The organism is Georgenia satyanarayanai (assembly GCF_009193135.1).
GTDB lineage: Bacteria > Actinomycetota > Actinomycetes > Actinomycetales > Actinomycetaceae > Oceanitalea > Oceanitalea satyanarayanai.
Map to the genome: position 1 here is coordinate 14,396 of NZ_VUKC01000007.1, position 13,142 is coordinate 27,537.

A 13,142-nucleotide genomic window follows, 5' to 3' on the forward strand; every position below is an offset into this window, starting at 1 on the left:
GAGGCCACCGGCCCGGCGCCTCGCCTGGCACGTAGACTCGGTGCCCGTGGCCCTCACCATCGGAATCGCCGGACTGCCCAACGTCGGCAAGTCGACCCTCTTCAACGCCCTGACCCGCGCGACGGTGCTCGCCGCGAACTACCCGTTCGCGACGATCGAGCCGAACGTCGGCGTCGTCCCGCTGCCCGACCCGCGGCTGGACAGGCTCGCGGAGGTCTTCGGCTCGCAGAAGATCCTCCCCGCGACGGTCTCCTTCGTCGACATCGCCGGCATCGTCCGCGGCGCCTCGGAGGGGGAGGGGCTGGGCAACCAGTTCCTCGCCAACATCCGCGAGGCCGACGCGATCTGCCTGGTGACCCGCGCCTTCAGCGACCCGGACGTCGTCCACGTCGAGGGCAAGGTCGCCCCCGCGGACGACATCGAGACCATCGTCACCGAGCTTGTCCTCGCCGACCTCCAGACCGTGGAGAAGGCGATCCCGCGCCTCGAGAAGGAGGTCCGCGGCAAGAAGACCGACGCGGCCGTCCTCGACACGGCGCGCGCGGTGCTCGCTCTCCTCGAGGAGGGCACGGCGATCTCCACCGGCGCGGCCAAGGCGGGGCTCGACATGGAGCACGTCGCCTCGTTCCAGCTCCTGTCCGCCAAGCCCTTCATCTACGTCTTCAACACCGACGACGAGGGGCTGGCCGACACCGCGATGCAGGCCGAGCTGCGTGCGCTCGCCGCACCGGCCGAGGCGATCTTCCTCGACGCGAAGTTCGAGTCCGAGCTCGTCGAGCTCGAGCCCGAGGAGGCGGCCGAGATGCTCGCCGACGCCGGGCAGGAGGAGGCGGGCCTCGACCAGCTGGCCCGGGTCGGCTTCGAGACCCTGGGCCTGCAGACCTACCTCACCGCCGGGCCCAAGGAGGCCCGCGCCTGGACGATCCCCAAGGGCGCGACCGCCCCGGAGGCCGCCGGCGTCATCCACACCGACTTCCAGCGCGGCTTCATCAAGGCCGAGATCGTCTCCTTCGACGACCTCATCGCCGCCGGGTCGATGGCCGAGGCCAAGGCCAAGGGCCAGGTGCGCATCGAGGGCAAGGACTACGTCATGCAGGACGGCGACGTCGTGGAGTTCCGCTTCAACGTGTGAATCGGCGCGTTTGCGCAGGTCAGAGCGGTGCGGGGTGCTCCCAGTCCGCACACAGTCCGCAAGAGCTTGAACCAGTAGGCCCGGTCAGCTGTTCGGACGAGGGACGCACGTACGCCACACCGCCCGACTACAAACCGCTCGCCGGCGTCGACCGTGGCACGGTGCTGGCTTGGTACGCCGACAACGCGACCGCGCTGCGCGCGTGTACGTACAGCGGCGAGCGCCCGGCATGAGTTGGGCTGGATCGACGCGCCGGTACTGGCCGTTGCCGCCGCCGGCGCTTGCGGCTGACGCCGGCTGCCATCTGTGCCGTCGGTACTGTCGGACTTGTCGTGTTCGTCTCCGGCACGGAGGTCTTCGTCGGTGAAGGCGGCACCGCCTCGCGCACGTTCGGCCCGTTCGAGTACCGCCCGGTGCTCCTGCCGTCGCCCTCAGCCTCGGTCTTGCTCCGCGCTCTCATGACTGGAAGCGCTACGGTGCCCGGCGGACGCGCAATCGCGCTCTGATCAATGTGACCGTGACCGTGACCGTCCCGCTGGCCCTCTTCGTCGCGGTGCTCGCCCTGCCACTGGGGTTCTATGCGACCTCCGACGTCTCCTCGCGTCAGCTCCTGCCGTAGGCGAGCAACGTCGCCGTCGCGGCCCTGCTCGCGTCTGCACATGTCGGCGTGGTTGGACGGCTGGCCGGGTCGGTGCTCTGGGCGGCGGCGATGTACGTGCTGACGCTCTGGCAGGCGGCCACTCCCGTCTATGGGTGCCTGCTGCCCGTGACGATGCACTTCACCGCCGACGCGACGCTGGATGCAGATGTGTGCTGGGCCTAGGTCGTCGTGGTCGCCTTCGCCGCCTGCGTGGTGGCATGCATCCGGCGCTCGGTGCCCGCGCGCACCAGCATGCGCACCGCCGAGGAGTAAGGGACTCGACTGGCGCTCCGAGGCTCCGCTTCGACGTTAGTCGCTGCTCTTCGCAGGTCAGCGGGTTATCGGGCCGGCTAGTCCATATCGAGTCCGCAGCATTGGCCTGATTGGACCGTTCTGAAGGCCCTCGCCTCGGCGATACCAGTAGACACCTATGTCACGGGATTATGGCTGCGGATTGACCTCGAGCGATCCTGAGTTCGAGGAGACGTTCGCGAGCCCCTCATTGCGAGAAGTAGTCTCGAAGGGTAGAAAATTGTACGGCCCGGAGAAGCGAAGGGGACGAGCCGGTGGATCCGACGAGCGAAGCGATTGACCCATCGTGGTGGGAGGATGCGCTGGCGGCGGCGCCGCTGGGTGACCCGTACGAGCCGCCTGAGTTGTTGGCCACGTACCTTGCACGGGCGGCGGCTGACCCGGCGGTCACGGAGTTTCAGGAACTTGTGTTGAAGGTGCTGGCGAGCGTGTCGTCGGCGATGTTGAATGCCGACGACTGGCTCGAGCCGTTTACACCTGCGATGCAGTTTGGCGGCGAGCGGACGGTGGTGCCGGCAGACTTGAGCGCGGACCAGGTGGCGTTGTTGGCTCGTATTGCTCCGCTGGTCGAGCGTGACGATCTGCGTGCTCGCATAGCTGATGTCGCGTGGGTTTACGGGGACCGGTCAGATATCGCGATGTTGGACCGAGCCATCGATGCGTACCGGGCCGCCCCCCTGACGGGCGACGTGTGGTTCAGCGTGGGGAGGGAAGCGTGGGTTCGAGCGTTCGCGCTAGCAGCGCGGCGCGGCAAAGACGGCCACTCCCGGGTGCAGGAAATGTCGGACGCACTTAAGGCTCAGGTCTTGGCCGGGCAGGTTACGGACCACTTCAGGACTGTGGGCTTCGCGGAGACGTTGCGCCAGCACGGCCGGGTCGACGCGGCCGGGCGCGCTGAGGTGTGCGAGGCACTGTTCGCGCTCGCGGAACGGGCGTCCTCGGAATACCCTCGCCTCTCACGTCACTTGGAGCGTGAGGCGCTGGCGTGGCTCGGTGGTTCGGACGCGGCGGCGGCGAACGCCGCGACTGAGCGCATTGCACGAACCTACATTGCAGAAGCGGACGCCCGCATCCAGACGGACCCAGAGGCGGGCGCGCTGGTCGAGGGTCACTTCTTGGAGAAGGCAATCGCGGTCCTGCGAACCATCCCGCGCTCCTACCGGCTCGACAATGGTCTTGACGAGCTCATAGACGACCTCCGCACTCGGCTGCGTGAGAGCCGGGAGTCGTCGATGGAACAGATGATGCGCATCGAGTCGGACCCGGTCGACCTGACTGATGCCGTGTCCTACGCGCGGTCGCGAGTCTCGGGCCATGCGGACAAGTTTGACGCGCTGGGGGCGTTCGCGACACTCGCTCCGCCGATAAACGAAGCCAGGACACGCGAAAACGCGTCGAAGATGCTGGAGGGCAGCATCAGTCGCCTCTTCCGATCCTCGACGTTCTCCTCTGACCTCCGAAAGGTCGCGACGAGTCCGGGGACTCCTGATCAGGCCGACGAGAACGCAGTTTGGGTCGAGATGGTCCGCACGGTGTTCTTCCACGCCCAACTGCTCGGAAAAGGCATCATCCAACCTGCGCAGGAGGTCCTGACAACCGAGCACCGGTTCAGTCGGCAGTACATGGTGTCGCTGTGCTTGGAGTCGCCGACGGTGCCTGAGGGGCACGAGACGTTGTGGGGCGACGGGCTGGCGCTCGGCTTGAGGGGCGATTACGGCGCTGCGGTCTCTGTCCTGGTCCCACAGTTGGAGCAGGTCGTGCGGGTCATGTTGAGGCGGCACAACGTCTACACGCTATTCGTGGATGAGCACGGCGTGGAGAGCGAGAAGAGCCTGAACGCGCTTCTTGAGATGGCCGAGAGCGAGGACATTTTCGGTGCTGGGATGGTGATGGAGATGAAGGCGATGCTGGTCGTTCAAGGCGGCCCGAACCTGCGCAATGACATCGCGCACGGCCTTCTCGACGACCACTCGGCATGGAGCTACTCGGCGCTATATATGTGGTGGTTCTGCCTGCGGCTGGTGATGTGGCCGGTCATCGAGATGATGAACCAGGCCCGGAGGCAGGCAGAGGTGTCGAGCGAAGAACCCATGGCGACAACCGGCGAAGCAAACACTGAGCCGGCGGCCGAAGTCATGGAAGGGGTCGCCCCGGGAGCATTGATGGAGGACCTGGACGAAGCCAAGTAGGGCGGCGTCACCTCAGATCGATCCAATCACTTATTGGATCGAGGGCACGCTTGGAGAGCCAACACAGCCAGGTATGAAACGGGTCGATAAATCGACGACAACAGTGGCTTTCACGGACCGCGCCTCGTTATGAGTTGACGCACCGTGGGTTCAACAGGGATGCCCGGTGCGCTCATTTGCGGTCCAAGATCGCGGTTCACTTGCCCGTGTTGGCCGTCACTCGGAGACTGTCGCGGCAGGCTCGCCGAGCGACGCGAACATGATTGACTCCGCTGCCTTCCTCGTGCGGTCCTCAGCGGTGGGCCAGAGATGGGCGTAGGTGTTGAGGGTCGTCGTCGCCTTCGCGTGGCCGAGCGAGCGCTGGACGGTCACGACGTCGCATCCGGCCGCGACCAGCCCCGAGGCGTAGAAGTGGCGCAGGTCGTGGAGCTTGATGCCGGATAGACCCGCGTCGCGCAGTGTCTTGCGCCACCAGTGGCCGACGGTGTTCTGGTGCGGAGGGCCTTCCTCCTCGCCGGCGAAGAGCCAGCGACTCTTCCCGACGGTGCCGTGGTCGGCGACGTGCTTGGCGAGCACGTTCACTAGGCCATCGGCGAGGTAGACCGCGCGCTCGGAGCCGTACTTGGGCGCTCGTACGTCGATTTCCCCGCCGTTGAGGCGCTGAATCTGTCGAACGGCGTTCTGGCCGCCAGCGACATCGCGAGCACGGTGCCGGGTGCCCAGACCTGGCGGGCCGACCACTCGCCGAAGAACGGGCCACGCGACCGCTGGGTGGCGGAGGGCTTTCTCGGTCCGCGCGGGTGGCAATCCTCCGTCAGGCGCCGGTCAGCTCGCGGGGCAGGGCGATGACGTCGACGAGTGCGCCGTTGCGCCAGACGGTGATCCCCAGCGGGCGGCCGATCGCGCCCTCCACCATGAGGCGCTGGATCGCCGTCGTGGTGGCGATGCGCTGCCCGGCGATCGCCACCACGACGTCGCCCCGCCGCAGGCCCGCCTCCGCGGCGGCGCTGCCGGGAATCACGTCCACGACCTGTAGACCGGTCCGCCGCCCGAGCGACCGGGCGAGGTCGGGAGGCAACGGCGCCTGCGCACCGACGATGCCGAGGGACGCGCGCCGGACGCGTCCGTGGGTCATCAGCGTGTCGATGATCGCCCGCGTAGTGCCGTTGATCGGCACCGCCAGGCCGAGGCCGACGCCAGCGACCGCAGTGCTCACCCCGACCATGCGCCCAGTGCTGTCGGCCAGGACGCCCCCGCTGTTGCCGGGGTTGAGGGCGGCGTCGGTCTGGATGACCTCGTCGACGACGCGCCCGGAGCGGGTGGGCAGCGATCGTCCGAGCGCAGAGACGACGCCGGCGGTGACGGTGCCCGCTAGCCCCAGCGGGCTGCCGAGTGCGACGACGAGCTGCCCGACGCGCAGTCGGGACGCGTCGCCGAGGGTCACGGGATTCGGCGCGCCGCCACGCGTCAGAAGCACCGCGAGGTCCGACAGCGAGTCACGTCCAACGACGTCGGAGGTCGCCTCGGTGCCGTCGGTGAAGGTGGCCCGGACCGTCTCGGCGCCCTCCACGACGTGCGCGCTGGTGAGCAGGTACCCGTCTGGGGTCAGCACGCTGGCGCTGCCGGCCCCGGAGCCCCGCGCCGTCCGCACCAGCAGGCTGGCCACACTGGGCAGGACCGTCTCCGCGACGCGCACGACCGCAGCCGAGTACGCGTCGAGCAGTCCCGTGTCGTCGGGCTCGACGTCAGGGTCGGCGGCGTCATCGACCATGACGGGACAACAACGCCGGTGCGCCGGACATGCCCTCGACGCCCCTTACGCCACCCTGCCGTGCCGTGCGTGCCCGGCAGCCGGTCGCCCATACTCAGTGGCGTCCTGACAGCGGCACTGATGCGAGCGTAGCCGCCCTCAACGCGGCATGTGCGGATGTCCGAAGGGGGTGATCCGACGAGTCTTGACGAGACTGGAGGCGTGCGTTCGACCTGCCGGATCTCGAGAGCGCCGCGTGGTGAGTTCCTCCCGGAACCCGCTCAGCAGGACAGAGCGAGTTCGTGCGCAAGTTCGTTGAGCGCGCCAGTCGCAGCGCGACCTGGCGAAGTGGATCGGCAGCTAGGAGAGGGTGGCGCGCGGCGACGATATCCAGCCTTCGGACCATCGCCCCGGTTGCGTGGGCGACTCGGAACGAGGGGTTTCCGACGCGTGGGTACGATCGGCGTCGAGAGGCGACAACGGGGACGGTAAGCGGAGATGATAAAGAGAACATCCGCGGGGGGTTCCGCCGGCGCGTCGGGCGTGGGATTTCAAAATCTCGTTTATGCGTGGGCGGCCGCCTACCTGCTCGCCGAGGAGCCCCTCCCTCTCGCGCTCGTCGAGGGGCTCGCGCAGCACGTTGGGGCGCAGGTTCCATTCGCCGTCGATGACGTTGCAGTGATGACGCAGGATGGAAACGTCCTTGTCGTTCAGGTCAAGGTCGGGCTGAAACTGGGGCGGGTGGGCGATTCGGCTCTGGCCCGAGCACTCGACCAGGCGGTCGAGATGTTCCTCAGTGGAACCATCCGTGCTCCCGGGCCAGATGAGCGTCGGCTAGATCCAGCGCGGGACGCAATCGTGCTGTGCACCGACGGGTCGGCTCCCGCTAGCGTCGCCGACGACTTGGCTAGCGCCGTGCGCCGCGTCGCATCTCAACCCCCCGGCACCCCATTGGGCACCGATCTCACGGCGCGCCAGGACGCGGCATTCAGAGTGGGCCTGGATCACCTGAAGCGCTCGTGGACCGCGAAAGCCGGTATCCCGCCCTCCGAGGAAGATCTCAGACTGTTGCTCAAGTGCGTACACATCCTGGTGCTGCGGCTACGACCAGGCGAGCAACATCGAGAGGCCGCACTCAGCGTCTTGCACCGCTCCCTCGAAAATCCCGCGAGGGCGTCTGATGCCTGGGCAGTCTTGGTGGGGGAAGGTCAAGCGGCGTCCCAGAGTCGCGAATGGCGAGATCGCAGTGCCCTGGCCCTCACCCTGGCGCAGGTCGGCATTGCCGTGAGGGAGCCTCGACTCCATTCACGAGACATCAACATCATCAAGACGCGTTCGAGCATGAACATGGTGGCGATGCGTACGGAGGCACAGCTGCCCGTCGGCGAAGGGCTGCATATTCCACGTTCAGTGTCTGCGGTGCTGCGCGAGGACAGGAGTCGTGATCCGATCCTCATCATCGGCGACGCGGGTGCGGGGAAGTCTGCGATCGCCTATGACCTGGCCTCGGCCCGCTCGACCCGCGAGGACGTCGTGTTGTTGCGCGCCAGCGATGTCGCAGGAGCTAACCGTCTCCACACCAGCGAGCCCGTCGAGCAGGTTCTTCGCGCGTGGCCCGGCGGCCCGGGCTTGCTGGTTATCGACGGCGTGGACGCACTTCGCGGATCAGGCGACCGGCAGTCCCTCAGCGCAGTCGTTGAGGCGCTTGTCGGAACTCGTTGGCAGGTTGTCGCTTCTGCCAGGACTTTTGACACGCGCAACAGCCAGCCGCTTCAGCGAGCGTTCGCCGGTGACCCGATTTCCGACGACCCGGCCATGTTCGACGATCGCCTCGAGGGTGTTCGCCACCTGCGGGTCGGCGACCTGAGCGCTGACGACCTCGATCAGCAGATCGTTCCGCCGATGCCGCTCGCAGGCGTGCTCCGAGCTGCCTCGGACGACCTGCGAACACTTCTTCGCAACCCGTTCAACCTTCGCTTGGCCGCGGAGCTCTCCGAGCACCTCACAAGGCGCGAACGCGACGGCCTGCTGCGCATCCGCAGCCGCGTGGAACTGTTGCACCGGTACTGGGACTATCGAGTGCGCGGCGAAGACCAGTACGGCCGCGAGGCTCTTATCCGGCGGTTGGTCACCGCCATGGTCGCCGAACGCCGTCTTGAGGTTGCCATCGACGAACCCACGGTCCGCGCGGAGGACAGCGCAGCACTGGACACCCTGCTGACCCACGGGGTGCTGGTGGTCGTCGACGGTCCGATCCGCGGCGTTGGCGGCATGGTCACGTTCTCTCACAACATCCTCTTCGACTACGCAACGGCGGTGCATCTCTTGTACCGCGGTGACCACACGCCAAAGGCTCTGGTTGACTTGCTCGACGCGGACCCGACCCTTCCTCTCATCGCGCGTCCAGCGTTTGACTTCCTGGTGGACATGCTGTGGGAGTCACGTAAGACCGGCGGCTTTTGGCCGACGGCGCTCGCGGTATCGGCGACCGAGCACGAACTCGCGTCGATGGCTGTGGCAGCGCGCATAGTTCAACTCGCCCACCTGACCGACGACCTCACAGGGCTCGGCCCGGACGCAGGTGATCCAAGCGATCTGACCGAGCCGAGTCCCAAGCAGCGCCTGACGAGGCATCTCATCGGCGCGATGCGAGTACGCGCCGTGCTAAGTGACCCGTCGGTGATCGTTCGGCCCGCGGTCGCCCTCGCACACCAGTTGGCGGCGGCGGGTGCCGGCTCGTTGCGAAACATCGCCGTGGCCACGGATTTGATCATCACGGTGCAGCTTCGCGTCCCGGCAGACGAAGGGGCCCCGGAGACTCTCGTAAGCGACCGTGGGGCGGTGGTCGCCAGCCTGCTGGATGCCTGCCGATCCATGCCCGCGCGTGCGGAACACATCGCTGCTGCTCTGGCGCGCCAGACTGAGTTTCTCGTTGGCGGAAGTTTCGAGTTGCGTCAAGCTCTGCGACGTCTCCTCGACGACGAGGCGGCTCTGGCGCAATGGGGCGGCTCGGTGCTCTCGTGGTTGCCGGACTCGATCCTTCCCACGCTGGACGTCGATCCGCCCTTAGCCCGTCGGCTTGCGACTGAGCCGTTCACCTTTGTAGAGACGCGGGATGAGGACGTCTCATTCTGGGGAAGCGCCGTCCTGCCTATGCGCGAATCTAGGAAACAGCAAGCCGAGATGGCCCGCTATCGCCTCGTCGAAGTGTTCCCCGAGGTCTCCGCAAAGGACCCGGTGACGGCCTCGCTGGTTCTCTGCGACGTGGTTCAACGGCAGGAAGACCCGCTCGCAGGCTTCGTCACCGACGATGAAGACGGCGTGCAGCACGACCTCGCCACAGACGCCGAAACGCATAAGGAAGCCTCGTCGGCGCGCACGAGGTCCTCGGGTCGGAATGTGGAGTGGCCGCTGACCGCGCAGGCCGTGGACGGATGGCTGGCCCACGGCTACGGGTTCGGGCTGAGCGACTACGCGCACGAAGACGAGCAAAAGATGTTCTCAGCGCTCGCCGAGGCCATCACCGCCGACCCTCAGGCAGGCGCCGACGTGTTGCGAGTTCTGGTCTGTGAGCTTCACGAGCCTTGGGGCTGGGCCGCGCTGATGCAGGACCCGGCTCATCCCGCCGAGCTTGCCTCGGTGCTCTTCCCCGCGTTCAAAACCGGGACCCTGCTGGCTCACCCGGACACCTTCACATACGCCGCGCACCTGCTGGCGAGCGCGGTTCAGACGAACTCTGTTAACCATGTAGATGCGGAGTCTGCTGTCTTGGCTGCGATCACCTTGGTTGACCGCCACGACTTGGGTCCTTCTCGCAAGGAACTCCTCGTGGGTTGCCTTGATGCGAAGCAGCTCACCGCCCCTGCCCTTGTTACGCAGCGCCGGGCGCTCGGCGACGACCTTCCCGAGGTTCCGGCTCCGAACCGAGCCGTCACCACAGTTCGCCCGTACTCCGTCATCGACCACGTTCGGGGGCAGGGTGTGGAAGTGCGCCCGGAGCTCGAAGCTGTCGCGCGAGACCTGGAGCATGCGATGCAACTGTTGGACGACAGGACTGAGGACCTCACGTCGTCACTGGAAGGACTTGCTGCGCGCTTCATCGAGGCCAGCACGGTGTTCTCCCCGCCGGACACGCCGGTCCAGTTTCGCAGCGTGCTGGTCCGCGCAGCTGAACGCCTCGCCTCCGCCATCGCGGTCAAACCATCCACGCCGACTGGTCGCTTGGTTGTCGAGGTCTTGTTAGACGCCTGGCGCAGTGACGACGCCGGAAGCTTCCTGTCATGACGGCATGGAGTCCCGGAATGCGCGACCAAGCGATCAGTGGGCTCGTAGCATTGGCAAGTCGCGAGGAGTGGTGCGCGTCATCGCACGGACCGTCCATCATCGCGGCCCTCGAGACGTCGGAGACTGACCGGAACCCGGTCGTCCGTATGCACGCAGCTCGGGCGTTCGCAACTCTGTACGGCAACGCCGAACTCGAAACTCAAGTGGGGCGACTCGAGGACTGGTTGGCGCGTGAACCCCATCCGGCGGTGAGACGCGTCCTGCTGCAGGTCCTGTACAGTTTGGCCCCCCGGGCGCCCCAAGCAGTCGACGCTCTCCTCCAGCGAAGCGCAGCACGCGATTCCGACGCGCCAGGCATGGCGCACCGGGGTAGGGACGCGAAAGACGTGCGCGACATGGAGGTGCGCATCGTCACGTACCTGGCCCTGACGCATCGGACGCCCTACGCGACGCGGCGTCTCGAAACCTGGGCCCTGAACGCTCACGAGATCGAGGAAGCCGACCGCGTGGTGCGGCACGTCCGGGACTACCTTCGGCCAGGCTCTGACGAGTCGTCGCAAAGCCGAGCCTTCGAGTTCACCGCGACGACGGCCGAGACCTGCCTCAAGCACTTCGACAGCATCCTCGCTTCACACGCGAGTGCCGCCACGCTCCCCACCGACGTGCAAGAGGAGCTTGAACAAGCCGTTTCGACGCTCAACCACATAGCGGACCAGGTCTACTTCGCGAGCGGGGCGTACAACGGCAAGCGCGACGGGCAGCCAGTCGTCGTGAACGACGAGATCAAGCGGTTCGCCGAACGTGCTGTTCCTGTGCTCGTCACCTGCTCAGGCACGAGGGCCGCCCCCATCGTGCACCATGCGGCCGAGACCCTCATCTACCTGGCACCGCTCGACGAACGACGTGCCCTACTCGCCTTGTCGAAGGCCATCACGAAGGGCGGTGAGTACGCATCCGACAGCATCTCCAGCAACGTGGTTGTTCCACATCTCAAGAGGTTGCTGGCTGAGCATCGACATCTGGTCCTGTTCGACCCGCAAGGTGTCGTTGCGTTCCGGCAGCTCTTGGCAGCGTTCGCTGCAGCAGGCAGCGAGCCGGCGCTGGAGTTAGCTTTCACCTTCGCCGAGGTCTTCCGCTGAGACGCATGCGACTCGCGAAGAACACCTTACTCGTTCGTTAGGACTGCTGACGGTTCCCAGCTTGGGCGGCAAGGCGCGCTGTCATCGGCAGATCCGTGCGTCTGGCACGCCGCCCTGGGCGCGCACCGGCGGCGACCGAGGCGACGCCCAGGGCGGTCTATCTGCGATCAAAGCCAGGGCTCACTCGCCCGGCGCTCGCCGCCGATTCGTCTGGAGGCGGGGCAGGCTGGCCGAGCGACGCGGACATGATCGACTCCGCCGCCTTCCTCGTGCGGTCCTCAGCGGTCGGCCAGAGATGGGCGTAGGTGTTGAGGGTCGTCGTCGCCTTCGCGTGGCCGAGCGAGCGCTGGACGGTCACGACGTCGCATCCGGCCGCGACCAGCCCGGAGGCGTAGAAGTGGCGCAGGTCGTGGAGCTTGATGCCGGATAGACCCGCGTCGCGCAGCGTCTTACGCCACCAGTAGCCGACGGTGTTCTGGTGCGGAGGGCCTTCCTCGTCGCCGGCGAAGAGCCAGCGACTCTTCCCGACGGTGCCGTAGTCGGCGACGTGCTTGGCGAGCACGTTCACCAGACCATCGGCCAGGTAGACCACGCGCTCGGAGCCATACTTCGGCGCTCGTACGTCGATCTCCCCGCCGTTGAGGCGCTGGATCTGGCGGGAGACCGTGAGCGTCTTGCGCAGAAAGTCCACGTCGCCAAGTTGGACTCCGGCGGCTTCGCCGAGCCGTAGGCCGGCGAACGCGCAGAGGGCGATGAAGGGCCGGAACCGTTTTTCGGCCACGGCCATCAGCTGTCCCACCTCCTCGGGAGTGGGAATCGACATGGCGACGTCGGACCGACGGCGGCGGGGGAGGCGCACGCCGTCGGTCGGGTCGGAGCCGATCACCTTGTCCTTGACGGCGGCGCGGAACACTGACCTGACGTTGACGTACCGAGTCTTGATCGTGCCGGGGGCGAGACCTGCGGCGTTCATCTGCTTGATCCAGGCCTCGATGTCGGAGCGGCGGACCTCCTTCATCGGCTTCCCCGCAAACGGCGTTCTGGCCGCCAGCGACATTGCGAGCACGGTACCGGGTGCCCAAACCTGGCGGGCCGACCACTCGCCGAAGAACGCAGCGAACGTGACCCGTCCGGCCTGGGGATCGGCGTACGTGCCGGTGACGACCGCCGAGGTGACCTGATCCAGCCACTGTTGGGCGTCGACCTTGCGGTCGAAGTGCCGCGAGTGCTCCTTGCCGGCCTCGTCGCGGTACCGCGCCCGCCACTTGCCGTTCTCCCGTTTGGCGATGTTCCCCGCCATGACGATGCTCCTTTCGGGATGACTCCATGGTTACTCCGCGAGAGAACGGCAGGCGGCCTCAGCGGTGGTTTTGTGGACGGCTCGCCTGCTCGGTGAGCCAGCGGACGAGCTCGCTGCGCCAGTAGCGGACGTGGCGGCCGATCTTGAAGCTCCGTGGTCCGGCGCCGAGGTGGCGCCAGTAGCGCAGGGTGCCCTCGGGGACGCGGAGGAAGGCGCAGGCTTCCTGGAGGGTGAGCATCTCGTCGCCGGGGTTCGTGATCGGACGGTTCTCGATGGGGTTGGTCGGTGAGGCGGTCATCGTCATGCTCCTCGGTGCTCGACCCGGCTGGGTCGTCAGCCGGTGTCTCCGGCGTCAATAGAGAGGTGTGCATGGCGCACCAATCGATGATCGGCGAT

8 protein-coding genes are annotated in these 13,142 nt (G+C 66.8%); 4 read left to right on the forward strand and 4 right to left on the reverse strand.

Going from position 1 to position 13,142, the window contains the following annotated elements; translation table 11 throughout:
* Positions 1-46 precede the first annotated feature (46 nt).
* Entirely contained in the window at positions 47-1,132 is a 1,086-nt protein-coding gene (ychF, locus tag GD632_RS09465; RefSeq protein ID WP_152191413.1) for a redox-regulated ATPase YchF, read from the forward strand.
* Positions 1,133-2,338: 1,206 nt separating this feature from the next.
* Complete coding sequence (locus GD632_RS09470; RefSeq protein WP_152191415.1) at positions 2,339-4,273, forward strand: DUF4209 domain-containing protein; 1,935 nt, start codon at positions 2,339-2,341, stop codon at positions 4,271-4,273.
* 216 nt (positions 4,274-4,489) lie between these two features.
* Here the strand turns inward: GD632_RS09470 and GD632_RS09475 are convergent, their stop codons facing one another.
* Positions 4,490-5,014: a tyrosine-type recombinase/integrase gene (locus GD632_RS09475; protein ID WP_226924777.1), complete on the reverse strand. Its 525-nt coding sequence runs from the start codon at positions 5,012-5,014 to the stop codon at positions 4,490-4,492.
* A gap of 73 nt (positions 5,015-5,087) precedes the next feature.
* Positions 5,088-6,044 (reverse strand): S1C family serine protease, encoded by a 957-nt coding sequence (locus tag GD632_RS09480; protein ID WP_152191417.1) that lies wholly within the window; start codon positions 6,042-6,044, stop codon positions 5,088-5,090.
* A gap of 522 nt (positions 6,045-6,566) precedes the next feature.
* Here GD632_RS09480 and GD632_RS09485 point away from each other — a divergent pair.
* Entirely contained in the window at positions 6,567-10,307 is a 3,741-nt protein-coding gene (locus GD632_RS09485) for an NACHT domain-containing protein (protein WP_152191420.1), read from the forward strand.
* 395 nt (positions 10,308-10,702) lie between these two features.
* Complete coding sequence (locus GD632_RS09490) at positions 10,703-11,446, forward strand: hypothetical protein (RefSeq protein WP_152191422.1); 744 nt, start codon at positions 10,703-10,705, stop codon at positions 11,444-11,446.
* 157 nt (positions 11,447-11,603) lie between these two features.
* Here GD632_RS09490 and GD632_RS09495 read toward each other — a convergent pair whose 3' ends face one another.
* Together GD632_RS09495 and GD632_RS09500 are read right to left on the reverse strand one after the other, a co-directional pair.
* Positions 11,604-12,746: a tyrosine-type recombinase/integrase gene (locus GD632_RS09495; RefSeq protein ID WP_152191425.1), complete on the reverse strand. Its 1,143-nt coding sequence runs from the start codon at positions 12,744-12,746 to the stop codon at positions 11,604-11,606.
* Between the two features lie 58 nt (positions 12,747-12,804).
* A complete protein-coding gene (locus GD632_RS09500) occupies positions 12,805-13,044 on the reverse strand; it encodes a helix-turn-helix transcriptional regulator (protein ID WP_152191427.1) in 240 nt (79 codons plus the stop codon).
* Positions 13,045-13,142: the final 98 nt, after the last annotated feature.